The organism is Leisingera sp. CC-HEC093, from assembly GCF_059429195.1.
The window spans coordinates 1,253,703-1,275,351 of record NZ_JCAIJR010000001.1 but is presented as its reverse complement, the minus strand read 5'-3'; the positions used below and the strand labels follow the sequence as shown (position 1 = coordinate 1,275,351).

The 21,649-nt window shown below is 58.4% G+C and carries 27 protein-coding genes; 8 read left to right on the top strand and 19 right to left on the bottom strand.

The window, feature by feature from the left end; all coding sequences use genetic code 11:
- Window positions 1-113: 113 nt before the first annotated feature.
- The 4 genes from flhA to AC5STB_RS06115 are packed head-to-tail and all read left to right on the top strand — an operon-like array spanning window position 114 to window position 4,403.
- Window positions 114-2,147: a flagellar biosynthesis protein FlhA gene (flhA, locus tag AC5STB_RS06130; RefSeq protein WP_495444566.1), complete on the top strand. Its 2,034-nt coding sequence runs from the start codon at window positions 114-116 to the stop codon at window positions 2,145-2,147.
- The gene (locus AC5STB_RS06125; RefSeq protein WP_495442084.1) at window positions 2,144-2,923 is read left to right on the top strand and encodes a flagellar biosynthetic protein FliR; all 780 of its coding nucleotides are present in this window, start codon (window positions 2,144-2,146) and stop codon (window positions 2,921-2,923) included. The genes flhA and AC5STB_RS06125 overlap by 4 nt, the downstream gene beginning before the upstream one ends.
- Window positions 2,920-4,008, top strand: coding sequence for a flagellar type III secretion system protein FlhB (gene flhB, locus AC5STB_RS06120; protein WP_495442083.1), 1,089 nt, complete (start codon window positions 2,920-2,922; stop codon window positions 4,006-4,008). The genes AC5STB_RS06125 and flhB overlap by 4 nt, the downstream gene beginning before the upstream one ends.
- Entirely contained in the window at window positions 4,005-4,403 is a 399-nt protein-coding gene (locus AC5STB_RS06115) for a hypothetical protein (RefSeq protein ID WP_495442082.1), read from the top strand. The genes flhB and AC5STB_RS06115 overlap by 4 nt, the downstream gene beginning before the upstream one ends.
- A 92-nt stretch (window positions 4,404-4,495) precedes the next feature.
- Here the strand turns inward: AC5STB_RS06115 and AC5STB_RS06110 are convergent, their stop codons facing one another.
- Genes AC5STB_RS06110 through AC5STB_RS06070 form a run of 9 tightly spaced genes read right to left on the bottom strand, consistent with a single transcriptional unit; the run spans window position 4,496 to window position 9,071 of the window.
- Window positions 4,496-4,993 (bottom strand): flagellar basal body-associated FliL family protein, encoded by a 498-nt coding sequence (locus AC5STB_RS06110; RefSeq protein WP_495442081.1) that lies wholly within the window; start codon window positions 4,991-4,993, stop codon window positions 4,496-4,498.
- An 8-nt stretch (window positions 4,994-5,001) separates the two neighbouring features.
- Complete coding sequence (gene flgH / locus AC5STB_RS06105; RefSeq protein WP_495442080.1) at window positions 5,002-5,742, bottom strand: flagellar basal body L-ring protein FlgH; 741 nt, start codon at window positions 5,740-5,742, stop codon at window positions 5,002-5,004.
- Entirely contained in the window at window positions 5,742-6,164 is a 423-nt protein-coding gene (gene flgA / locus AC5STB_RS06100; RefSeq protein WP_495442079.1) for a flagellar basal body P-ring formation chaperone FlgA, read from the bottom strand. Before flgA ends, flgH begins: the two co-directional genes overlap by 1 nt.
- Window positions 6,164-6,949: a flagellar basal-body rod protein FlgG gene (gene flgG / locus AC5STB_RS06095; protein WP_495442078.1), complete on the bottom strand. Its 786-nt coding sequence runs from the start codon at window positions 6,947-6,949 to the stop codon at window positions 6,164-6,166. Before flgG ends, flgA begins: the two co-directional genes overlap by 1 nt.
- Window positions 6,950-6,959: 10 nt before the next feature.
- Entirely contained in the window at window positions 6,960-7,676 is a 717-nt protein-coding gene (locus tag AC5STB_RS06090; RefSeq protein ID WP_495442077.1) for a flagellar hook-basal body complex protein, read from the bottom strand.
- Window positions 7,676-7,948 (bottom strand): flagellar biosynthesis protein FliQ, encoded by a 273-nt coding sequence (gene fliQ / locus AC5STB_RS06085; RefSeq protein ID WP_495442076.1) that lies wholly within the window; start codon window positions 7,946-7,948, stop codon window positions 7,676-7,678. The genes AC5STB_RS06090 and fliQ overlap by 1 nt, the downstream gene beginning before the upstream one ends.
- Before the next feature lie 3 nt (window positions 7,949-7,951).
- Window positions 7,952-8,254, bottom strand: coding sequence for a flagellar hook-basal body complex protein FliE (fliE, locus tag AC5STB_RS06080; protein WP_495442075.1), 303 nt, complete (start codon window positions 8,252-8,254; stop codon window positions 7,952-7,954).
- Between the two features lie 22 nt (window positions 8,255-8,276).
- A complete protein-coding gene (flgC, locus tag AC5STB_RS06075; RefSeq protein ID WP_495442074.1) occupies window positions 8,277-8,669 on the bottom strand; it encodes a flagellar basal body rod protein FlgC in 393 nt (130 codons plus the stop codon).
- A gap of 12 nt (window positions 8,670-8,681) precedes the next feature.
- Window positions 8,682-9,071, bottom strand: coding sequence for a FlgB family protein (locus AC5STB_RS06070; protein WP_495442073.1), 390 nt, complete (start codon window positions 9,069-9,071; stop codon window positions 8,682-8,684).
- An 87-nt stretch (window positions 9,072-9,158) separates the two neighbouring features.
- Between AC5STB_RS06070 and AC5STB_RS06065 the strand changes: the two genes are divergently transcribed.
- Window positions 9,159-10,487 carry a FliI/YscN family ATPase gene (locus tag AC5STB_RS06065; protein WP_495442072.1) on the top strand — a complete coding sequence of 443 codons (1,329 nt, stop codon included), beginning with the start codon at window positions 9,159-9,161 and terminating at the stop codon, window positions 10,485-10,487.
- Window positions 10,488-10,583: 96 nt separating this feature from the next.
- Here the strand turns inward: AC5STB_RS06065 and AC5STB_RS06060 are convergent, their stop codons facing one another.
- The 6 genes from AC5STB_RS06060 to AC5STB_RS06035 all read right to left on the bottom strand — a co-directional run bounded on the left by AC5STB_RS06060 (window position 10,584) and on the right by AC5STB_RS06035 (window position 13,900).
- Window positions 10,584-11,375 (bottom strand): DUF1217 domain-containing protein, encoded by a 792-nt coding sequence (locus AC5STB_RS06060; protein ID WP_495442071.1) that lies wholly within the window; start codon window positions 11,373-11,375, stop codon window positions 10,584-10,586.
- On the bottom strand, window positions 11,372-11,776 hold the full coding sequence (gene flbT / locus AC5STB_RS06055; protein ID WP_495442070.1) for a flagellar biosynthesis repressor FlbT: 405 nt from the start codon (window positions 11,774-11,776) through the stop codon (window positions 11,372-11,374). Before flbT ends, AC5STB_RS06060 begins: the two co-directional genes overlap by 4 nt.
- Before the next feature lie 2 nt (window positions 11,777-11,778).
- Window positions 11,779-12,150, bottom strand: coding sequence for a flagellar biosynthesis regulator FlaF (gene flaF / locus AC5STB_RS06050; RefSeq protein ID WP_495442069.1), 372 nt, complete (start codon window positions 12,148-12,150; stop codon window positions 11,779-11,781).
- A 78-nt stretch (window positions 12,151-12,228) separates the two neighbouring features.
- Window positions 12,229-13,053 (bottom strand): flagellin N-terminal helical domain-containing protein, encoded by an 825-nt coding sequence (locus AC5STB_RS06045; RefSeq protein WP_495442068.1) that lies wholly within the window; start codon window positions 13,051-13,053, stop codon window positions 12,229-12,231.
- A gap of 201 nt (window positions 13,054-13,254) precedes the next feature.
- Complete coding sequence (locus tag AC5STB_RS06040; RefSeq protein WP_495442067.1) at window positions 13,255-13,614, bottom strand: flagellar biosynthesis protein FlgN; 360 nt, start codon at window positions 13,612-13,614, stop codon at window positions 13,255-13,257.
- On the bottom strand, window positions 13,601-13,900 hold the full coding sequence (locus AC5STB_RS06035; RefSeq protein ID WP_495442066.1) for a rod-binding protein: 300 nt from the start codon (window positions 13,898-13,900) through the stop codon (window positions 13,601-13,603). Before AC5STB_RS06035 ends, AC5STB_RS06040 begins: the two co-directional genes overlap by 14 nt.
- Before the next feature lie 128 nt (window positions 13,901-14,028).
- Between AC5STB_RS06035 and fliK the strand changes: the two genes are divergently transcribed.
- The 3 genes from fliK (at window position 14,029) to AC5STB_RS06020 (ending at window position 17,485) form a co-directional block, all read left to right on the top strand.
- Window positions 14,029-15,879, top strand: a complete 1,851-nt coding sequence (gene fliK / locus AC5STB_RS06030) for a flagellar hook-length control protein FliK (protein ID WP_495442065.1) — start codon at window positions 14,029-14,031, stop codon at window positions 15,877-15,879.
- Between the two features lie 4 nt (window positions 15,880-15,883).
- Window positions 15,884-16,561 carry a flagellar hook capping FlgD N-terminal domain-containing protein gene (locus AC5STB_RS06025; RefSeq protein WP_495442064.1) on the top strand — a complete coding sequence of 226 codons (678 nt, stop codon included), beginning with the start codon at window positions 15,884-15,886 and terminating at the stop codon, window positions 16,559-16,561.
- A 108-nt stretch (window positions 16,562-16,669) separates the two neighbouring features.
- Window positions 16,670-17,485, top strand: a complete 816-nt coding sequence (locus AC5STB_RS06020; RefSeq protein ID WP_495442063.1) for a phosphotransferase — start codon at window positions 16,670-16,672, stop codon at window positions 17,483-17,485.
- On the opposite strand, the gene AC5STB_RS06015 is transcribed toward AC5STB_RS06020, so the two are convergent.
- Genes AC5STB_RS06015 through AC5STB_RS06000 form a run of 4 tightly spaced genes read right to left on the bottom strand, consistent with a single transcriptional unit; the run spans window position 17,458 to window position 21,597 of the window.
- The gene (locus tag AC5STB_RS06015) at window positions 17,458-18,777 is read right to left on the bottom strand and encodes an NAD(P)/FAD-dependent oxidoreductase (RefSeq protein ID WP_495442062.1); all 1,320 of its coding nucleotides are present in this window, start codon (window positions 18,775-18,777) and stop codon (window positions 17,458-17,460) included. The genes AC5STB_RS06020 and AC5STB_RS06015 overlap by 28 nt on opposite strands.
- Window positions 18,777-19,592, bottom strand: a complete 816-nt coding sequence (locus AC5STB_RS06010; protein ID WP_495442061.1) for an ABC transporter permease — start codon at window positions 19,590-19,592, stop codon at window positions 18,777-18,779. Before AC5STB_RS06010 ends, AC5STB_RS06015 begins: the two co-directional genes overlap by 1 nt.
- A complete protein-coding gene (locus tag AC5STB_RS06005; RefSeq protein ID WP_495442060.1) occupies window positions 19,589-20,470 on the bottom strand; it encodes an ABC transporter permease subunit in 882 nt (293 codons plus the stop codon). Before AC5STB_RS06005 ends, AC5STB_RS06010 begins: the two co-directional genes overlap by 4 nt.
- A complete protein-coding gene (locus AC5STB_RS06000; protein WP_495442059.1) occupies window positions 20,470-21,597 on the bottom strand; it encodes an ABC transporter ATP-binding protein in 1,128 nt (375 codons plus the stop codon). The genes AC5STB_RS06005 and AC5STB_RS06000 overlap by 1 nt, the downstream gene beginning before the upstream one ends.
- Window positions 21,598-21,649: the final 52 nt, after the last annotated feature.

Here is a 21,649-nt window from a genome sequence, read left to right as displayed (position 1 = left end):
ACATAGTCAGACATCCAGCCAGTTGAAATCGCTTCAGAAACGGGGTTTGAGCATTGCCTAAACTGACGATAGAACAACTTTTTAGCCCGACTGTACTGCTGGCGCTGGCTTTGATGGCGATCATTGTAATGATGATTCTGCCAATGCCGGCATGGGTGCTGGACGTCGGCCTGGCCGCCTCTTTTGCACTGGCCATCCTGATTTTCACGATCACGCTGTTCATCGAACGCCCCTTGGACTTTTCGTCATTCCCAACGATCCTTTTGGCGTCGCTGATGCTGCGCTTGTCGCTGAACGTATCCTCAACCAAGCTGATCATCGGACAGGGACATAGCGGCACAGATGCAGCAGGCAATGTGATCGAAGGCTTCGCCCAGTTCGTTATGGGAGGCAGCGTTTTCCTCGGGCTGGTTGTGTTTGGTGTTTTGCTGATCGTCAACTTTATGGTGATCACAAAGGGCGCTGCGCGGATGGCCGAAGTTGGCGCCCGATTTGCACTGGATGGTATGCCAGGCAAGCAGCTTGCAATTGACGCAGATATGTCGGCCGGTGCCATTGACCATCAGACCGCCAAAGAACGCCGTGAGCGCGATCAGCAGGAAACCACGTTCTTTGGTTCACTCGACGGTGCATCGAAGTTTGTGAAGGGCGACGCTATTGCCGGTCTTCTGATCACCCTTTTGAACCTGGTTATGGGGCTGATCATGGGCGTCCTGGTCCATGGGATGCCAGTTGGAAGTGCGTTCGAAACCTATGCTATTCTGACGGTTGGCGACGGTCTGGTGTCGCAGATCCCGTCCGTGATTATTTCCATTGCCGCAGCGCTGTTGCTCGCGCGTGGCGGCACTACCGGTGCCACGGACATCGCCCTGTTCGAACAATTCGGCAGGCACCCCGCCGCGCTGACAACAGTTGCGGTTCTCATGGTGCTTTTCGCCCTTGTTCCGGGCCTCCCCTTCTTGCCTTTTGTGATCGGCGGCGGGGCGCTCGGCTATGCTGCTTTTCGGATGTCGAAGAAGAAAAGGGATGATGCGGAAGCTGAAATCGAAGAAAAGATTGAAGAGGCCTCTGACCCTGCTGCGTCGCGGCCGCTGGGTGACATCCTCGACCTTGACGACCTGCACTTGGAATTTGCACCGGACCTGGTGAGCATGGTACTGGATGCCGGCACCGGCCTGGACGCACGGATCGCTAATATGCGGTCTCATATTGCCACTACATTCGGCCTGATACTTCCGGAAATCCGTCTGACAGACCAGAATGAACTGGATAGGGGAACCTATTTGATCAAGGTGCAGGGCGTTGAACAGGCCCGCGGGACACTGCACCCTGACATGGTTCTGGCGCTGATGCCGGACAATCATGAGGCGCTGCCGGCCGGTACCGATGTAACAGAGCCGGTATACGGCGCACCCGCCCGCTGGATTTCCGCCAAGGCGCAGGAGCAGGCCGCCCTCGCCGGCGCCACTGTCGTGACCCCTCCGGAAATTCTTGCGACCCATCTTTTGGAAACCATCAAGCAGAATTTCCCGCGCCTGCTGACGCTTAAATCGCTGCGCCGCCTGCTGGACGAGATGACCCAACTGTCCGATGGATTCCGTTCCGAGTCGAACCGTAAATTGCTGGATGCTCTGGTACCGGACAAGGTTCCGATGGACACGCTGCACACGGTGCTGCGGCTGTTGCTGGAGGAACGGGTGTCCATCCGCAACATGCCGCTGATTCTTGAAGCGATTGCCGAGGCGCGGATGCATACCACCCAGCCTGAGATGATCTGCGAGCATGTGCGCCAGCGGCTGGGCTTCCAGCTGGTAGCAGAGATGAAGCGCGATGATGGCACCATTCCGCTGATCCAACTGGCGCCGGAATGGGAAGATAAGTTCTCCACTTATCAAGTGGACACACAGGGAGCGGGTCTCGACATTGCTCTGCCGCCTGACTTGTTTAACCGGCTTGCTGACGGGCTGAGCGACAAGTTGGGCCTCACGACCGACCAGGGGGTATTCGCTGCTGTGGTGACGTCGACCCGCCGCCGCCGGTACTTGAAAACCATCCTGAAATCGCGCGGTATCATTAACCCGGTGCTTTCGTTTGAGGAAATCGGCCTCGAGGCACGGCCGGCTCTTGTCGGGATGGTTCAGGTATGAACACAAACTTCCTGCCGCCAGAGCTGGTTCTGCTGCTGGGGGCAGGTTTTTGGCATGCGGCCATTGTGTTTCTGAGGGTGACCGCCATGGTGTCGGTACTGCCCGCAATAGGGGAGCTGTATGTGCCTGCTAGGGTCAAGCTGGCAGTTGCTCTTGCCTTCACATTTGTAGTGGCGCCCGCGCTACCTGCGTTTCCGGAACCAGACGGGCTTTTCGATTACGCCCGCTTTGCAGTGACAGAAGCGATTATCGGCCTGGCGCTGGGGATCGGTGTGCGGATCTTTGTTCTGGCACTGCAAACAGCCGGTGCCATGGCTGCGCAAAGCACCTCCCTATCGCAGGCGCTGGGTGGCATCGGGGCGGAACCTATGCCGGCGCTAGGGGCAGTGCTCATGATTTCGGGTGTAACACTGGCGGTAATGCTGGGATTGCATGTCCGCGTGGCGGAGTTGCTGATCGGATCATACCAAATGTTTCCCGCCGGCCAGTTCCCTGCCCCTGCCGGTCTGGCGGAATGGGGCGTTTTCAGGGTGTCGGAAAGCTTCTCTCTGGCCTTTACGCTGGCGGCCCCATTCGTAATCACCGCGGTGATCTACAACCTGGCACTTGGTGTGATCAACCGGGCCATGCCACAGCTTATGGTCGCTATGGTTGGCGCGCCTGTCATCACGTTCTTCGGCCTGTTCATTCTGATGGTAGGCAGCCCGATGATACTGGATGTCTGGTCCCGCGCCTTGATGACCTTCCTTGTTAACCCGGGAGGCGGCATGCCATGAGTGATCAGGACGACGATTCTGATAAGTCATTTGAGCCAACAGAACAAAAGCTTCGCAAGGCTCGCGAGAAGGGTGAAGTCGCAAAGTCCACAGATCTGTCGGTGGCGGCGGCCTATCTGGGTTTGATTGTTGCCTTCTACGCGGCTGGCAGCAGCAGCGTCGAGGGAACCGGCACCGCGCTGATGGCGTTTCTGGATCAACCCGACCGGCTGGCGCAGCTTTTCTTCGAAGGCTCCGCCGCTGCCCCGTCCGCGGCCTTTGCGGGCAGCTTGATACGGCCCATTCTGCCGTGGTTCCTGGTACCGTTTGCCCTCGTTCTTCTGTCAATTGTCGGCCAGCGAGCAATGGTCTTTGCGCCTAGCAAGCTGGAGCCGAAACTGTCGCGTATATCCATTATTTCCAATGCTAAAAATAAGTTGGGCCGGGCGGGGCTGTTCGAATTTCTGAAGAGCTTTGTAAAGCTGCTGCTCTACTCAGTATGCTTAAGCGTTTATCTGAGTTCCCGGCTGCCGGATATGATTGCCTCCTCTGGAACCGGCCCCCAGTCTGTAGTGATGATGCTGTCGCAGCTGGCGCTGGAGTTTCTTTTCTTGGCGCTGGTCATTGCATTGGCGATTGGCGTTGTGGATGCAGCCTTTCAGCATGCTGAACACCGCCGCAAGAACATGATGTCGCGCAAAGAGATTCAGGACGAAATGAAGGATGCCGAGGGCGACCCGCATATGAAAGGCAAGCGGCGCCAGCGAGGTCAGGAAATTGCGATGGGGCAGATGATGGCGGATGTCCCGCAAGCGGACGTGGTGATCGTTAACCCAACCCACTACGCCGTTGCCCTCAAATGGAGCCGTGAAAAGGGGGCCGCGCCGGTTTGCGTCGCAAAAGGGGTTGATGAAGTGGCCGCGGCAATCCGGCGCGTGGCGAACGAAAACGCTGTTCCGATCCACAGCGACCCTCCGACCGCCCGGGCTTTGCATGCAACCGTTGAGATCGGCGATGAAATTCAGGAAGAGCACTATGCGCCGGTTGCTGCCGCAATCCGCTTTGCCGAGGAAATGCGCAAGCGCGCCAAGGGGAAAGTCACATGAAGCAAAAAATGCTAGATCAGATGGCAGCGGTGACCGCGGCGCAATACATGCAGGAGCATGCCAAGATCCAGCCCGCCCTGGCCCGCGAAGCGGAACTGCGCGGCCAGCTGGCCAAGCTGAACACGCAAGTCCAGGCAGCACGTCAGCAGGCAGATGGCGATCATGCCATGAAGGCCTTGGGCGCAGATCTTCTGTGGCAAGGCTGGCATACCCGCACACGGCGCCAGCTCAACATGGAACTGGCGCAGGCCACGGCGCAGAAGTTGCGAATGATGGATCAGCTGCGTACGGCCTTCGGCCGTAAGCAAGCCGTCGAAACAATGGCGGCAGCTGAGCGAAAACGGCTCAAAGATTCCCAGGCAAAGGCGATGATGGACAGGTTACTCGACGGTTGAGCGAGGGAGGGCAGCTCCCACGTTTAAGGAAAAAAAGGCCGATCCAGCAGGACCGGCCTTTTTTGCGGCAGCATCTGCAACCCGCTGGCGGATTAGACATCCTGGCGTGAGATTTCCATGATCAGAACGTCGTGGACTGCCTTGCCGACATGTTTTTGCGCCGCTTCCCGCAAGGCGGTTCGCAGCGGCTCGAGAACGTCAGAACGTGTAAAGGCGCCACGGAAGCCCCCCATGTTGGCGTGGTCGAACAGCACTTGCAGGAACACGTCGCGCAATTTGGGCTCATAGGTTCGTATTCTTTCACTAACGCCCTTTGATGTTTCGAGGCTGAGCGAAATGACGACCAAAGAGGTCAGTTGATCGCGATCGACTACCGGAACCACAAATTGGTTGGTGATCTTGACGTATTCGCGCAGGTCTTCCTCGCCTTCTTCAGCAGGGTTCGCGGTATATTCAACCGGGGCAGGTGCAGCACTGCTGTCTTCAGTGGCTTGCGGCTTTTCAGGTGGGGGCGCCAACATGATACCCGCGCCGATGCCGCCTCCGGTTCCGAGGACAAGCAGGATGACTGGCAAGAGCTTCGAGAGCATGGCGATCCTCAGAAAGGCAGGACAACGTCGAGCAGCTGCTGGCCGTAGCGTGGCTGCTGCACATCGGTGATCTGACCGCGGCCGCCATAGGACACTCGGGCAGAAGCGATCTTGTCATATGTGATTTCGTTTTGGCGGCTGATATCCTGGGGCCGGACATAACCGGTGACCAAAAGCTCGCGCAGCTCGAAGTTCACCCGGAGTTCCTGGGTGCCGCTGATTGCCAAAACTCCGTTCGGCAGAACGTCGACGACTGTTGCGGCAACCCGCAACTCCAGTTTTTCGCTGCGTTTGACGGATCCTTTGCCACCAGAGGCGCTGGAGCTTCCGATTTCTACGGCGTCAGCAGAAGAGGCGCCCTCGGGCAGTTTCCGGTCCAGCCGCTGCGGTAAGCCGAGAAGCTGCGGCATGTTCATGCTTTCGGACCCTGACCGAGACCTCTGGGTGTCATTGGAAATTTCCGCCTCCTCATCGATCTCGATCACCACGGTCAGGATGTCACCACGCTTGATGGCACGGCGGTCGCCCAGAAGAGACTGTTGCGAGCCGCTCCAAAGAGAGGAGCCGTCGACTGTGCGGCGGGTCTGCGTCTGCATTGGCAGTCCCTGATACAGCATTGCAACATGTTCGGACGATTCATTCGCCGGGGTAAACGTGGGCGGCTTGCCCAGATGATCCATCCGGCCGCAGGCACCCAGCAGGGCCAGTCCGAAAAGCAGCGGTTTGACAGGGGAAAATTGTATAGTCATCAGTTTACCTCTACGGAGCCGTTGCCGTTGATCCGGCCGGTGACAGTGGTGCGGGAAGAAAGATTCATGACCCGGACGGCCTCGCCTTCAGCTCCGCGGCCCAGAGCACGGCCCTCCGCGGCTATGCTCAGCCCGCCCTGGCGGAAGATCAGGGTAACAAGGTCATTGCGTTCGATGATGGCCGGCGGGCCGACATCGCCCGGGCGCACGGGCCTGCCTGCATAGAGCGCGACGCGCGCCTCCATGCCGATCACCTCTGAGGGTTTGGTCAGCGCGCCTAGAATTTCGCCCTTTTTCAGAGCCAAGTCTTCGGCATTCACAACTTCCTTTGCGCGGATCGTGCGCAATGGCGTCAGATAGTCGGCCCAGGCAGGGGGAGCGCAAAGCGCTGCGGCGGTCAGGCAGGCAAGAATTCGTTTCATCAGCGCACCTGTGTGGTTGCACTCATCATCTGGTCGACAGCCGAGATGACCTTGGCGTTCATTTCATAGCCGCGCTGCGCTTCGATCAGCTCGGTGACTTCGCGCACCGCGTCAACGGAACTGGCTTCCAGATAGCCCTGGCGCAATGTGCCGAGCCCGTCTTCGCCAGCTGTCGAAACGGCGGCAGCACCGGAAGCCTCAGTTTCCGTAAACAGGTTGCTGCCAATTGCCTCCAGCCCCTTGGGATTGGTGAAACTTGCCAGCGTGAATTGGCCCAGCAGCTGGCCTTCGGTCGTTTCGTTGAAGTACCCGTATACTTCACCTTCAGCATTGATCGAGATGCTGGTGGCGTCGTCGGGGATTGTAACTTCGGGCGAAACGGCGAAGCCGTCAGAGGTGACAATCAGCCCTTCCGCCGAGCGCTTCAGCGCGCCGTCGCGGGTATAGGCGGTCTGGCCGGAGGGCAGCGTCACTTCCAGATAACCGTTGCCATCAATGGCGACGTCCAGGTCGTTGTTGGTCTGCTGCAAAGCGCCCTGCGACAGGTGCACGGATACAGCGGCAGGACGCACACCCAGACCGACCTGCACACCGGTTGGAAGCACAGTTCCGTCAGATGCGTTCACGGTGCCGGCGCGCGAAATCTGCTGGTAATGCAGGTCGGCGAACTCGGCGCGGCGCGCATTGTAGGCGGTGGTGTTCATGTTTGCGAGGTTGTTGGAGATTGTCTCCACCCGCAGTTGCTGGGCGTTCATGCCGGTTGCGGCGATCTTCAGGGCACGCATCTGGATTCTCCTAGGTCTTGATCAGGTTCTTGATGGCATTGCGAATGCGCTCGTCTTCCGACTGCAGAAAGCTCTGGCCCATTTCATAGGCGCGCTGCACTTCGATCATGCGGGTTACTTCGGAAATCGCATTCACGTTGGAACCTTCCAGGAAACCCTGCAGAACTTTGGAATCGAAGGATTGTTCGATCTCTCCTTCGACGCGGAACATGACACCGTCTTCCCGGACCATCGTGTTTTGGTCCATCGGCTTGAAGAGGCCCAACTGGCCCAGCAGGCGCCCGTTCGCACTGATTGAGCCGTCGGCTCCGACTTCGATCTTGCCGGCATCAGGTGGCACAAAGACCGGCGCGCGGCCTGCGTCCAGCACCCGGAAGCCATCCATTGTCACCAGGTCGCCAGCTGCATTGGGGGAAAACGCGCCGGAGCGGGTCAGCCGTTCGCCCTGAGGCGTTTCGACCATGAAAAACCCGTCGCCTTCGATTGCAAAATCAAACGCACCAGCCGTCTGTGTGAGCTGGCCTTGCTCCATGGATGTGTTGAAGATGTTCGCACGCGACATCGACAGCGATTGCTGTCCCGGAGACGACTGCACGAATTCCGAGAAAATCAGCCCTTCCTGACGGTAGCCGGTTGTTGCGGAGTTAGCGATATTGTTTGCAACGACGCGCATCTCGCGGATCAGGCCGGATTGGCGCGAAAGGGTAGCGTATCCTGCAGTTTCCATTACGAACCTCCGGCAATCATCGGGACGATGTGGCCGTCAAAGAAAGCCACGAGCGTTTGGGTCATGAAGCCCATGGTCATCCAGAATACGACCAGAATGGCAGCCAGCTTGGGCACGAATGTCAGGGTCATTTCCTGTACTGACGTCAGGGCTTGAAACAGGCCGACGGCCAGACCGACGACCAGCGCGACGATCAGGATCGGTGTGGCCATGGTCACGGCCGCCCAAAGTGCCTGGCGCAGCGTGTCATAAAAGTGGCTTTCGCTCATCATGGCTTAGACCGGCATTCTCAGGATTTCCTGGTACGCCTCGACCACCTTGTTGCGCACGGTGACAGCGGTTTCGACCGCCAGTTCAGTCTGCGCCAGCGCCTGCACCAGTGCATGCGGATCTGCCTGCGACGTCATTGCCTGCACCGAGACCTGCTCGCTGTTTTGCAGGGTTGCCGCGAAGTGCTCAAAGCTCTCCTTGAGCCGGGCACCGGTCCCGGAACCAGCGGCTTCATGGTTGGGGTCAGCCTTGGTGGCTGGCCGGGCAGCGGCATAGCCGCCTGCGGCGGAAAGACTGCGAATATCCATTCTGGATCTCCAAATGTTTCAGTTAGCGTCTCAAAAGGTCCATCAGCGAGGCTGACATCGAGCGGGTCTGTTCAAACATCTTCAGATTGGCCTCATAACTCCGCTGGGCTTCCCGGGCGTCGGCAATCTCGATCATTAAGTCGACATTGGAGCCTTCGTAGTGGCCGCTCTGATCAGCAAGCGGGTGCGAGGGGTCATAGACTTTCTCCAGGTCGCTGCGGTCCAGATTGACCCTGCCGGTGCGCACGTGCTCCACATCTGTCTGCAGTTCGCGCACAGATTCGAATGGAACGGTCTTGCGGCGGTAGCCGGGAGTATCCGCATTGGAGATGTTTTCGGACACATGGCGAAGCCGTGCGGCCTGCGCCTTGAGACCGCTGGAAGTGACGGATAGGGCTCTGGAAAATTCACTCATTGCTCATCCCCCTCAATTCTTGCCGAGGCTGGTGCGCAGTATGTTCATCGAGGACTTGTAGATCGTCATGGCGCGTTTGTGCTGACGTGCGACTTCAACTCCCTTCAACAGCTCGGTTTCGATGGAGACGGAGTTGTCGTTTGGGTCGCTGCCTGCCTCGGTAGAAGTAACGGCCCAGTCCAGATTGCTGTCCGAGTTGCCATGCAAATGGCTGCCGCGGGAGGCGATCATGCCGGTCGGGCGGGCGCCTGCTGCAAAGACTTCCTTGAATGGCTTGATGTCTTTGGCGTGGTAACCCGGCGTATCGGCATTGGCGATATTCTGGGAAACCAATGCCTGGCGTGTGCCGGCATGGGCCGCCATTGAATAGGCGATTTTGAATACGTTCAATTCTGTGAACACCAGGGCTTCTCCCTTGATCGATTTCAATCAAGGCTTAACCCCGATTCCTTTAGAAATTGTTTTCAGGACATAAGGGAGGCCGCTGCGATGAAAGCAGAGCTGCAAGCACTGACCCGTCAAATCGCCGGAAAACGCCTAGCAACGAAGGTGGGCAGGGTGACTGGAATCTCGGGCGGGGAAATCGAAATCGGCGGGCTGGCTTCCTCTGCACGGATCGGTGACAGGCTGATTTTGCGACGCGGTTCCCAAGATACACTTCATGGAGAAGTGCTAAAGATAAATGGAAGCAATATTAGCATGTTACCTGACAGGGCACCCGATGGGGCGGCGATTGGAGATCCGGTCTTGTTGCACCCGTCTCCGGAGTTCGCCCCCAGCGATCATTGGATCGGCCGCGTCATCGACCCCCTTGGAGAGCCGCTGGACGGCCGCCCAATGCTGCCTGGCAGTACACCGCGCGACCTGATGGCCCCGCCGCCCAAGGCTGCTGGCAGGCGGCCGATGGGGGAACGCCTGGCCACCGGTCAGGCAGTTTTGAATACGATTCTTCCGATTGTGCAAGGGCAGCGAGTCGGTCTCTTTGCGGGGTCCGGTGTCGGGAAGTCCTCATTGCTGGCCAAACTTGCCAAGGCAATGCAAGCCGATGTGGTTGTGATGGCACTGATTGGTGAGCGGGGCCGGGAAGTAAACCACTTCGTCAACCAAGTCCTGGGGCCGGACGGAATGCGCCGGGCAATTGTGGTTGCCGCCACGTCGGATCAATCCGCTCTGGTCAGGCGCCGCTGCGCGTGGGCTGCCATGACCGTAGCAGAGCATTTCCGCGACCAGGGGAAGAACGTATTGTTCCTGGCTGACTCGGTCACACGTTTTGCCGAAGCGCACCGGGAGATAGCCGCCGCCGGCGGCGAGGCGCCGGCGCTGCGCGGCTACCCGCCTTCGGTGACGCCGCTGATTACCGGTTTGTGCGAGCGCGCGGGTCCGGGGGCTGAAGGGCAGGGTGATATCACAGCTGTCTTCAGTGTTCTGGTTGCTGGATCAGACATGGACGAGCCGATCGCAGATATTCTGCGAGGTGTTCTGGACGGGCATATCGTACTGAACCGGGAAATCGCCGAACGAGGCCGGTTCCCGGCAATCGATGTGTCCCGATCGGTTTCACGCAGTCTGCCGGCCGCAGCGGCAGACGAAGAAAATGCTGCGATTCAGGATGTGCGCAAGTACCTGGGGGCCTATGAGCAGTCGGAAGTCATGATCCGTGCAGGTTTGTACGCCGAAGGCAATGATGCGGTTTTGGACCAGGCTGTGAAACTGTGGCCGGATCTGGATGCATTTTTTGGGCGCGAAGATTCAGAAGGTATCACCAGCAGTTTCAACCGCCTTCTTCTCTTGCTGCGCCGGGCCAAGGCCGGGCGCTGAAATTGCGAGGGTTCTCGGGTTCTAATGTGAAAAGGGTGCTGCCAGCTTGAGCCGGGAGCACCCTTTTGCCGACGTCTGTTTGGTCCAGTCCGTCAGTTAGCTGGTCAGCAGCATTAACGCGGTTGAACCGGACGAAACGCTCTCCTGAAAGTCCGCAATCTCGGACCGGACCAGGTAAGTGTTGATCAGCTTTTCCATTTTGTCCGGGTCGGAGAAAACCGCGAGATCTTCTGAGCCGAACATTCTTTGGGCTTTGTCTTTGAACACATCCAACTGCTGATCAAGGTCGATCTGGGCTAGGCTGGATGGTAATCCCAATGCGGTTTCAAACAACTCTCGCAATGCTGGCTGGCCCATGACATTGAACCACTTGGTGTTCACAGAACTCCCATCCTCCGCGAGATTCAGGACTTCGCGCTCGCCGAACATCGCAACGCGCATGGCGTCATCCTGTTCCCCCACAGCGGCCTCAAAGGACTGCACCTGATTTGTAAAGACAAGGTCATACATCGCCTTTGAATCGCTGGTTTTGAGAGATTGCCCTGGACCAAAGCCGAAAGATTCGCTCAACTTGACATAGCGGTCATCCCCCATCCGGTTGGCCAGCGCGTCATCGGCTTCGGTGCCTTCCTGAAATATTCTCTCCAGGAAGGCTTTCTTGTAGCTGTCCTCTTCCAGTCCGAAGGCGCCAAGCGCAACATTCAGCAGTCGAGAGTCGCCGATCAGGTCCTCAGCTGTTTTCACGTTGCCGATGTTTTCCATGAAGTAATCGGTTTCGCGTTTCAGTACCGCGTCATTCTTGAAGGTGTCGAACTGCTTGTCATAGGTCGCCTGGAGGAAGTTCCACCCGGCAATACCTGTGGCTGGCAAGAGGGGCTGAAAGTTCATGAGGGCCTGACCGCGAACAGGCGGTCTTCTCTCGGAAGCAAGGCACGCAAGGCTTTCAGGCAGCGGTAATGGTTGTTGCTGATCAAGGCATCTGTGGCCTCGGCTATTGACGCCCGGCTGTCAGGGTCGGTGAAGACCTGGCTCAGCTCTTCGATCCGGCGCAGCATCGGCAGGCGTTCCTCTTCCGGATCTGCATCGCCGGACAGGATCAGCTGGGCGGCGTAGCACACCCGGCGCACCGGAGTATTTGCTTCTTCCGGGTGGATTGCATCGCGCAAGCGCAGAATATTGGCATCCGGGGTGACGATCGACAGGCGGCTGCGGCGATCGCCGTTTTCAATCACCGCGCCATTCACAAGGACACGCTCCTTGGGGGCAAGTTTCAGGACAAGTCCGCTCATTTTCAGGAAGCTCCGCTGCGGAGGCCACGCAGAATGGCCGTATTGATTTCCACCAGCGGCCGGACATCGGCCTTGCGCTGAAGCACTTTGCTGGTGTGCTGTCTCGTGAATTCCGCCAGTTCGAAGAGATTCTGTTTGAGATCATCCGGCAGGGGGTTGCTCCCCATTGAGAGATCTGCGGTGAAAATGGACCAAAGTTTGCGGTTGTCATTCAATGCCTGGGCAAGGTCACTGAAGCCATCGCCGCCTTTTTGCGCAGCTGTGATCAGCCGGCGGGTAACGCGGGCGACCACTTCATACTCAAAATTCTTTGCTGTCCGGGTCGGGGACTTTGCCGCCGAGTAGGCACTCTTCGCCTTCAGAAGGGCATTCACGTGTTTTCCTAACGTTCTATTCTTCAGGTTCTCTGAGAAGGGAAGACCGGGGCGCGGTCAGCGCCCCGGTAATGGCTGTTAACGGAACAGCTGCTGCAGGGTAGACGGTGCCTGGTTGGCGATGGTCAGCGACTGCACGGCCAGCTGCTGCTGTGTCTGCAGGGCCTTCAGACGGGCCGATGCTTCTTCCATATTGGTGTCGGTCATCGCGCTGACACCGGTCTTAAGCGAGTCAGTCAGCTTGGACACAAACTCGTTCTGGTCGGTGATGCGCTTGGAATCCGCGCCAAGAGCCGCTGCATCGTCAATTGCACCTGCAATAAGGCCATCGATTTCACCCAGCGCAGAAGCTGCAGAGTCTGCATCGGTGATTGCAGTGAGTACAGTCGAGGCCCAGTCAAGATCGTTCACCATGTCCACGGCGGCGACAGTGATTTTGGTCGAGCCATCGACAGAGCCAAGAACTGTCAGCGACGTTGCCGTGCCATCAACCGTGTCTTTCAGCAGGTTAGCGCCATTGAACTCTGCGGATTCGATGATGGCGGTAATCTGCTCTTGTTTTTTGACGATGTCGTTCTGGATCTTGGCGTGGTCAACGTTTTCCGAGTTCGCAGAAACAATCAGCTCTTTCATATCTTTCAGAGCTTCAACGATTTGCTCTGCACCGGACGATGCCACCGCCACGGTCGCTTCGCCAAAGTTCAGGGCATCACCCACGGCTTCATAAGCCTGAATGTCGGATTCCATGGTCTTAGAGATGGCCCAGACAGCGGAGTTGTCCTTGGCCATGCCGACTTCCTTACCAGTCGAAATCTGGTTCTGAGTGTCGCTCAGGTCGTTGTTCACCGAACGCAGAGTCTGCAGGGCAACCATTGCGCCGTTGTTGGTCAGAATGCTGGTCATAGCTTTTTCCTTTAGCTGCGGGGCTCTTTGTCCCCATGTTCTTTGCCCCTCAGGGCGCTGTGTGACGTCTTTCTGACTGTGCGTTCCGCCGTCCGGCTTCCGCGCCACCTTTCCTCAGGTGCAAGGCGACATTGGCGCAGGAGTTGCTAAGGGAGTGCTAATGCCGGGATTTGGTTTTTTAGAATTTTCTCCAAATTGCACTCAGGCTCTTTTTTCAAGTTTGGTTGCCCCTCGGGTGCCAAAGCGGTTCCGGCGTCCGGACTTGTCATACACGTCCAGACCCTTGCGGATGCGGCGCAACTCGGCCATCCGCGCAGCGACTGAACGGATCCCTTCCATCGCACTGTCAAGGAGCTGCTGGTTGCGCGACAATTTGGTCTGCACGAGTTCCAACGCCTCGCGCTCCAGCTCTGTTACCGAGTTCAGCTTGCTGATGACTTTTTCTTTTTTTGCCAGAAGCTCTTCAAGTTTGCTCAGGTCGCCTGCCATCAAGGCAACGCGTTCGCGGTCGAGTATCTGGTCAAGCTCATCAATGAGCTTCTGCGGTTCAGGGTTGCTCACCTTGGGTCTCCTTCAGTGCGTGATAAAGTGATTCGGCTAGGCCGATGCCGCCAGAGCGGGCGATCTGCGTGGCTTGTTCGCGGATAAGAAAGCTGGAGAATTGCTCTTCACCGGCGCCTCCGCCAAAGCTCTCACTGGCATTGCCGAGGCCGGCAGACTTGAGCATTTCTGCAAGAAAGGAGGCTTCCAGTTCTATTGCGGCTTCGCGCAGCGGATCGCTCTTGGCGGTCCGCACGGGCATGGTCGCAGCAGGGGCCTGAAGCCGAATAGGCAATGTTTCAGTCATTTCCGGTTCTCCGGGTAAAACTCGAATTCCATCGATTTTCTGAAGATGTCCTGAAACCGGTTAAAATTACCGTAACCGCTTTGCGTTAAGTGTGTCCGGGTCGAGATAGAATGTCCGGAACAAATATCATGATGATGAATTCGATCCTTGGAATTGTGTCTGCCAGTGGCGGCAAACCGTCGGCGGATAATGCGATGGCAGACGGAAAATCAAATAGTTTCATTGACTTTGCGGCTATTGTGGCGGCCGAAGGCGAGCGGAGCGGGGCGTCTGGAGAGGTTCCTGAAGCAGTTGGCGAAACTGCTGCGTCCGAAGCTGAATCCGCTCAGGGAACGGCCTCTTCCGAACCTAAAGGCATGGGCGCGGGTGATGGCGCTGGAAGTGAAATTGCATCGGTTGATGATCAGCTTGAAGCTCTGCCAGAGGTCGAGTCTAAACAGCTGCAGTTAACGCCAGAACACCCGGACGCGGTTGAATTTGCCGATATTGAAACCGGTGAAGAAGCCGAATTGCAAGTCGAAGTCGAAACTGAGGTCGAAACCGAGGTCGAGGTTGAAGCCGAGGTCGAAGTCGAAGCTGGATTGGACATAGAAGTCGGCATTGAAGCCGAAGCCGAAGTCGAAGCTGCTCCTGCAGCAGCGGGCGATGCTGCGGAAACTGAAGGCATGCCCGAAGTTGTGAAAACGAATTCTGAAACCGGCCGCAGTCCAGAGAGTAAAGAGACACAGCGTCTTGCCGTGGAGGCCGGAGGCAGAGGCCAGGGAGCCGCTGGTATCATGGGGGCGGATCGTGGAGAGCCAGCGGCCGCCAGAATCCAGAAGACACTCGGTGAAGTAACCGCAGAGGTTCAGCAAGGTGCTGCGTCAGGAATGACTGGCGGCACAGCGGCGAAAGCTGCCGTGAGCGGAAGGCAAACCAGGCCGGATCAGTCAGTGAAAGCCGCTGATGGCAAGGCTGATCCTGGTACAGCGGTTCGCCAGCAAACGGCTGAGATTCTGGCACCGGATGCGGGTCGCAGCCGCGGCCGCTCTGTTCAACCAGATTCCTCTTTGAAACCTGCCCAACCAAATAATGCCGACGCAGTAGCGGGGCAGGTCTCCGCGGGGGGCACTCACGCCCGGCCACTTTCAGGTTTCTTGAATGCACAGCCCGTTGAGCAGAAAGCTGAAGCGCAGCCCCAAGGCATTGCCCGGGCCGTGGCAGCAGGTGCACAAGGTGCAGTGCAGGTGCTTGCTGCTGGACAGCCGGTACCCCTGGCGGCAAATCAGAAGGCAGTGCCGGACCCGTCTGGCGTGACGTTCTTTGACGAGATTCCAGAAACAGCCGCAGAAGCAGCAAGGGCGAGCACCGCCGATGTTAGGACCGCTGCATCGCAATTTGTTTCTGTACCGCAAACGGCGGCGCCAGCTGCGTCGGTCATCCAGACTTTGCAGGCAGGCGGGGCGAATGACGCATTAGCAGAGCCTGATCTCTTGCTTCATTCGCTTGGCATGGCGGCTGATTCACCGGGGCTGAATCAGCTCCTGGCTGAGGCGTCTTTTGGTACACAGGCCGGTCACAGACCGGAACTGCCCCGGATGATCGCGGCCCAGATTGCTGAGGCATTTGCGGCCAAGGGCGAGCAAAAAGTCGAGGTCAGCCTGAACCCGCAGGAGCTGGGGCAAGTGAAAATGCGCGTTCTGACCAGCGAAACCGGTATCACGATGATCATCCAGACGGAACGCCCGGAAACCGGCGACTTGATGCGGCGCCATATCAGCGAGCTGGCCGAAGAATTCCGCCGTATGGGATATGAAGACATCTCCTTTGAATTCAGCGGCGGCCAAACTGGCGGCGGTCAGTCCGGAGAACATGAACAAGGCGATTCGGCGCAGGCCGGCGGCATGGGCAAAACGCAATCGTCCAGTGTAATGGCCGCCGAAGCGCCGGCAACACAAAATCTCCGGCTTGGAACTGCCGGCGTAGACATGAGGGTCTGAACACATGACAACAGCAGTCACTTCCGCAAGCAACTCTGCGGTTCAAACCAATTCTCAGCCGGCACCCGCGCAGAAAACCTCCGGGCTGACGTCCGATTTCGAAACCTTCGTCAAGATGCTGACTGCGCAAGCCACAAATCAGGATCCGTTGGAACCAATGGACTCGACGGAGTATGCGGCGCAGCTGGCGCAATTCTCCATGGTGGAACAGCAGACCAAAAGCAACACCCTTCTGGAAGGCCTGCAGTCGCAGCTTGGACTTGCAAACATGGCGGCGCTGTCGGGCTGGGTCGGAATGGAGGCACGGGGCGTGGCTCCGGGTTATTTCGACGGCACCAACACAGTGACAATCGCACCTAACCCGGCTGCGGCTGCGGATTCGGTAACACTGGTTGTGAAGAACACAAACGGCACCGAAGTGCAGCGCCTTGCCTTGCCGGTTTCTGCCGAGCCCTACGAGTGGAACGGGCTGGATGCTGACGGAAATCCGCTGGCAGAAGGTGAGTACGCCTTTGTTATAGAGAGCCGGAAAGGTGATGACCTGTTGCTGCAGGAATACGCGGAGATCTATTTCAAGGTGAACGAAACCCGGATGCAGGGCGGTGACGTGGGGCTGATTACAGAGGGTGGTTCGGTGGTTCTGGCCTCCTCTGTCAGCGCGTTGCGCGATCCTGCGGGGTAATCCAGCAGTAGGCGGAGGCGAAAAAACTGTCTAAGAACGGGGCGGCCAACACCGGAGACCGCCCTGCAACCTCTGCCCGATCAGTTCCAAAACCGTTTCTTTGCGCATTTGTCCGCAACCGGGCTGCATGTGCCTGCCCCCCGGCGTCTGACCGGCGGGCGGTCGAACCACGTCTGGCGGGCGGGCGGGCTGGTGGTAAAGCTATACGCTGAAGATGGAAAAAACCCGCTTTTTGCGAATGATCCAGCACGCGAAGGGGCGATCCTGGCGGCGCTGTCCGGCACCGGAATGGTGCCGCCTCTGGTGCAGACCGGGGCGTTCGAGGGCCGCAGATGGCTGAGCTACGCCCATGTCAACGGAAGCCCATGGCAAGAGGATACCGGCCACGCAGCACGGCTCTTGGGGCGATTGCATGATGTGGCGCCGCCGCCTGGGCTGCCGGCGGGTATGAACGGCAGCACAGCTCTGGAAGCGCAGACCCTGAAGATACTCACCCGGTGCAAGGACGGGGCGTTATTGGCGGCTTTGCGTCCGCTGGGCCGTGTGCCACCGCTGATGCAGCCAGTGCTCATCCATGGTGATCCGGTGCCGGGGAACCTTTTGGCGCATGATGGCACCTTGACGCTGATCGACTGGCAATGCCCGCAAATCGGGGATCCAGCTGAAGATCTGTCACTGTTCCTGTCTCCGGCGATGCAAATGATGTACCGGGGGGCGCCGCTGACAAGGGCGGAGGAAGACAGCTTTCTGACGGCCTATCCCGACCCGCGTATTGCCGGCCGGATGCTTGCGCTGAAGCCCTGGTACCACTGGCGCATGGCTGCCTATTGCCTTTGGCGGGCTGAGAGGGGCGGAGAAAAGGACCGCCAGGCCTATGAACTGGAACGCGCAGCGCTTCAATCCATTAGGCCCAGAACCGCATAGGCCGGCGGCATCAACACCCTGCGGGAACGGCCAAAGGGAAAACGCGGCATCTTTTGCACAACTGTCGAATAGGGCAGCTCTGTCGTGCCGCCCTGCATCAGGTCGCTGAGAACCCGCCCGGCATAGCTGCCCATCGCGACCCCGTTGCCGTGATAGCAAAGCCCGGCAAACATACCCGGGCTTTCAGGCACCGGTCCGATGAAGGGCACCAGATTGCGCGACAGGCAGACCATGCCGGACCAGCAGTGGGTGGTCTCCACGTCGCGCCAGTTCGGGAACATGGCTTCGAAATCCTGACGTAGCTTGTGCCGAATTCCAGCCTCTGCCCGCGGCGACGCCAGCAGCCCGCCGCGCATGCCAAACAGGAAGCGCCTGTCCGGCATCAGCCGGAAGTAATGCAGCAGGTGGCGGGTGTCATAGGCCATCTGATGCGAAAACCAGCCTTGCGCCTGAAGTTCTGCCTCAGTCAGCGGCCGCGTTACCATGACGGTGGATTGAGCGGGCATGTAGCGTCCCGCCAGCCATCCGGGCAGGTCTTCCGAGGAATAGCCATTGGTGGCAATGACAACGTTGGAAGCCCTCAAAATCCCTTTATTAGTCTCTATTTCATAGCCGTCGGCCGCTTGCCTTACAGAAAGCGCCGGGCTGTTCTGAAACAGCCTGGCGCCTGCTTTCACTGCAGCGGCGGCCAAGCCGAACAGGTATTTACGCGGGTTCAGGGCAAACCCCGCCGGCGTCGTCAGCGCGGCATGAAAATTGCCGTTCAACCCGTGGTCTGCCAACTGGCCACGAGTGAGGAATTCTGCATCTTCGCCAGCCTTTTGGCTTTCCACCGCCTGAGCCTGTAAGCGCCGCGCGGCCTTTGCGCTGTGTGCCAGCTGCGTCTCGCCGCGGGAGTGGATGTCAGCCTCTATGCCGTAGGTGGTGAGCAGCTCTTGCACAAGGTGCACAGCAGCCTCTTCGCTGGCCTCATAGGCATCTGCAGCGGCGCTGCCGAACAGCCTGCGCATTGCGTTGCCGGACAGTTTCGAGCCGCCAAGGCAGCAGAACCCGCCGTTGCGGCCCGACGCCCCCCAGCCCGGAGTTTCCGCTTCCAGCAGGGCAACGGAAACCCTGCTTCCGGCCAGATGCAGGGCCGCTGATACGCCGGTGAAACCGCCGCCGATGATGGCAACATCGGCGGTGGTGTCCCCGTGCAGAACCGGCCAATCCGGTGCCGGGATGGTCTCGTCCCACCAGCAATTACTGCATGGGCCGGCACCATAGGCATAGCCGGAAAAGATCCGGCGCATCAGGTGCGCACCGCGGCCTGCTCCTCGCGCTTCTGGCGGGCCACCTGGTGCTTGGTCACCAGAGAGGCGGTAATGACGCCCACAGTGACAATCGAGATCATGATCGTCGACAGCGCGTTGATTTCAGGGCTGACGCCCAGGCGCACGGCTGAGAAAATTTTGATCGGCAGGGTGGTGGCGGAAGGGCCGGAAGTGAAGGAGGCAATCACCAGGTCATCGAGCGACAGGGTAAAGGCCAGGAGCCAGCCGGAAATGACCGCTGGCGCAATGATCGGCAGGGTTACGAGCCGGAACGCCTCAGACGCAGAACAACCCAGATCCAGTGCGGCTTCCTCCAGTGAACGGTCGAATGTCACCAGCCGGGATGAAACTACCACAGAGACATAACACATTGAGAAGGTGGTATGCGCCAGCACGATGGTCAGCACCCCGCGGTCCAGGCCGATGCCGATGAACAATAGGAGCAGCGACAGGCCGGTGATCACCTCGGGCATCACCAGCGGTGCATAGATCATGCCGGAAAACAGCGTCCGCCCCATGAACCGCCCGCCGCGCACCAGCACATAGGCGGCAATGGTGCCCAGCACGGTCGCCGCGGTAGAGGAGAACACTGCCACCTTGATGGTCACCCAGGCAGCATTCAGGAACGCCTCGTTCTGCAATAGCTCGCCATACCATTTGGTTGAAAACCCGGCCCAGACGGTGACCAGCTTGCTTTCGTTGAAGCTGAAGATCACAAGGATTACCATCGGGATATAGAGAAAGGCAAAGCCGAGGGTCAGCGATACGGCGTTAAACCAGCTCATACGGTTCATTGCTCTGCCTCCTGCTGTTTTTGCTGGTTACGCTGGAACAGCACGATCGGGATCACCAAGAGCAGCAGCAGAACTACCGCCACCGCAGACGCCACTGGCCAGTCGCGGTTGGAGAAGAACTCTTCCCACAACACCTTGCCGATCATCAGCGTGTCGGATCCGCCCAGCAGCGACGGGATCACAAATTCACCCAGCACCGGGATGAAGACCAAGAAGCTGCCGGCAATAATACCGGTTTTTGACAACGGGATGGTTACCAGCCAAAAGGCCGTCAGGCGCGAACAGCCAAGGTCCTCAGCAGCTTCGATCAGTGAACTGTCCAACCGTTCCAGCGCCGAATAAACCGGCAGTATCATGAACGGCAGATAGGTGTAGACGACGCCGATATAGACTGCAGAATTGGTGTTGAGGATGGTCAGCGGCTCAGAAATCACCCCAGTCCACAACAGGAACTGGTTCAGGAAGCCCTCGTTCGACAGGATTCCCATCCACGCGTAAACGCGGATCAGGAAAGAAGTCCAGAAAGGCAGGATCACCAGCATCATCAAGGTCGGGCGCCATTCCTCTGGCGCGCGCGCCATGCCGTAAGCAATCGGATACCCGGCCAGCAGCGTGAAGAAGGTCGACACCACCGCGATCTTCAGGGAGCTGAGGTAGGCCTTCCAGTACAGATCGTCTTCTGTCAGCCAGATGAAGTTTTCAAAGTCCAGCTCCGCAATGAAGGCCGCGATGCCTTCTGCCCAGTCGAACTGCGGAAAATAGGGGGGGCGTGCCACCGCTGCATCCGACAGAGAGATTTTCAGAACGATGGCAAACGGCACCAGGAACAGTGCCAGAAGCCAAACATAGGGGATGGCAATCAGGACAAAGCGGCGCATCATTCAGCCAGCAGTACGCCTGCCGTGGCGGTCCAGGACAGCCAGACAGTGTCTTCCCAAGTATAGGCGCGGCGGGCAATGCGGCGGGTGTTGGCAGACTGTGCTTTGATCACCGCGCCGGTTGGCAATTCCACATGATAGGTGGAGATGTTGCCAAGGTAAGCGATATCCAAAATGCGGCCCTGAACGGCATTGTCCGCCTCTGCCGGCTTTTCGGCACTGATCACCACTTTTTCAGGCCGGATCGCCAGATGGCATTTCTGACCCTCGGAGAATACATTCGGTGATTTGACGCTCAGCGGCGCGTGGCCCTCGTGCCAGGACATGGCGTAAGCCTCGCTGCCATTGAGCTTAGCCGTCCCTTCGATCAGGTTCACGTCCCCAATAAAATCAGCGACATAAACAGAATTTGGTGTTTCATAGATCCGGTCGGGCGTCGCCACCTGGATGATCTTGCCGTGATCCATCACTGCGACACGGGACGCCACAGTCATCGCCTCTTCCTGATCGTGGGTCACGATCACAAAAGTGGTGCCAGTCTTCTCCTGAATATCCATCAGTTCGAACTGCGTGTCCTGGCGCAGTTTCTTGTCCAGCGCGCCCAGAGGTTCGTCGAGCAGCAGCAGCTTCGGGTGTTTCGCAAGCGACCGGGCAAGGGCAACGCGCTGGCGCTGGCCGCCGGATATCTGATGCGGCTTGCGGCGGGCGAATTTTTCCAGCCGGGTCAACCGCAGCATTTCGTCAACGCGGTCGTTGATGTCATGCTTGGGCATCTTTTCGCGCTTGAGACCAAAGGCGATGTTTTCCCAGATCGAAAGATGCGGGAACAGTGCGTAGGACTGGAACATCATATTCACCGCCCGCTTGTTTGGCGGCACCGGGGCAATATCCTGCCCGGCCAGGAAAATCTTGCCCTCGGTCGGGGTTTCGAACCCTGCCAGCATCCGCATAAGCGTGGTCTTGCCGCAGCCGGACGGGCCCAGCAGCGCATAGAATTCCCGCTCGTAGATGTCGATGGTCAGGTTGTCGATGGCGGTGAACTCACCGTACCGTTTGGTGACGTTCTGGAAGTGGATCAGGGGCTTAGCCTCAGGATCGTTCCAAGGTTCGAATACGGAAGCAGTCAAGCCGGGCCTCTTCTGCGAATTGTCGCGCGGATGTGTTGGTGGCTGTGCGCAA

Bases quoted from the DNA above. Each gene is read 5' to 3' on its own strand.
- flhA (WP_495444566.1), top strand. From the start codon at position 114: ATGGCGATCATTGTAATGATGATTCTGCCAATGCCGGCATGGGTGCTG.
- AC5STB_RS06125 (WP_495442084.1), top strand. From the start codon at position 2,144: ATGAACACAAACTTCCTGCCGCCAGAGCTGGTTCTGCTGCTGGGGGCA.
- flhB (WP_495442083.1), top strand. From the start codon at position 2,920: ATGAGTGATCAGGACGACGATTCTGATAAGTCATTTGAGCCAACAGAA.
- AC5STB_RS06115 (WP_495442082.1), top strand. From the start codon at position 4,005: ATGAAGCAAAAAATGCTAGATCAGATGGCAGCGGTGACCGCGGCGCAA.
- AC5STB_RS06110 (WP_495442081.1), bottom strand. From the start codon at position 4,993: ATGCTCTCGAAGCTCTTGCCAGTCATCCTGCTTGTCCTCGGAACCGGA.
- flgH (WP_495442080.1), bottom strand. From the start codon at position 5,742: ATGACTATACAATTTTCCCCTGTCAAACCGCTGCTTTTCGGACTGGCC.
- flgA (WP_495442079.1), bottom strand. From the start codon at position 6,164: ATGAAACGAATTCTTGCCTGCCTGACCGCCGCAGCGCTTTGCGCTCCC.
- flgG (WP_495442078.1), bottom strand. From the start codon at position 6,949: ATGCGTGCCCTGAAGATCGCCGCAACCGGCATGAACGCCCAGCAACTG.
- AC5STB_RS06090 (WP_495442077.1), bottom strand. From the start codon at position 7,676: ATGGAAACTGCAGGATACGCTACCCTTTCGCGCCAATCCGGCCTGATC.
- fliQ (WP_495442076.1), bottom strand. From the start codon at position 7,948: ATGATGAGCGAAAGCCACTTTTATGACACGCTGCGCCAGGCACTTTGG.
- fliE (WP_495442075.1), bottom strand. From the start codon at position 8,254: ATGGATATTCGCAGTCTTTCCGCCGCAGGCGGCTATGCCGCTGCCCGG.
- flgC (WP_495442074.1), bottom strand. From the start codon at position 8,669: ATGAGTGAATTTTCCAGAGCCCTATCCGTCACTTCCAGCGGTCTCAAG.
- AC5STB_RS06065 (WP_495442072.1), top strand. From the start codon at position 9,159: ATGAAAGCAGAGCTGCAAGCACTGACCCGTCAAATCGCCGGAAAACGC.
- AC5STB_RS06060 (WP_495442071.1), bottom strand. From the start codon at position 11,375: ATGAACTTTCAGCCCCTCTTGCCAGCCACAGGTATTGCCGGGTGGAAC.
- flbT (WP_495442070.1), bottom strand. From the start codon at position 11,776: ATGAGCGGACTTGTCCTGAAACTTGCCCCCAAGGAGCGTGTCCTTGTG.
- AC5STB_RS06045 (WP_495442068.1), bottom strand. From the start codon at position 13,053: ATGACCAGCATTCTGACCAACAACGGCGCAATGGTTGCCCTGCAGACT.
- AC5STB_RS06035 (WP_495442066.1), bottom strand. From the start codon at position 13,900: ATGACTGAAACATTGCCTATTCGGCTTCAGGCCCCTGCTGCGACCATG.
- fliK (WP_495442065.1), top strand. From the start codon at position 14,029: ATGATGATGAATTCGATCCTTGGAATTGTGTCTGCCAGTGGCGGCAAA.
- AC5STB_RS06025 (WP_495442064.1), top strand. From the start codon at position 15,884: ATGACAACAGCAGTCACTTCCGCAAGCAACTCTGCGGTTCAAACCAAT.
- AC5STB_RS06015 (WP_495442062.1), bottom strand. From the start codon at position 18,777: ATGCGCCGGATCTTTTCCGGCTATGCCTATGGTGCCGGCCCATGCAGT.
- AC5STB_RS06010 (WP_495442061.1), bottom strand. From the start codon at position 19,592: ATGAACCGTATGAGCTGGTTTAACGCCGTATCGCTGACCCTCGGCTTT.
- AC5STB_RS06005 (WP_495442060.1), bottom strand. From the start codon at position 20,470: ATGCGCCGCTTTGTCCTGATTGCCATCCCCTATGTTTGGCTTCTGGCA.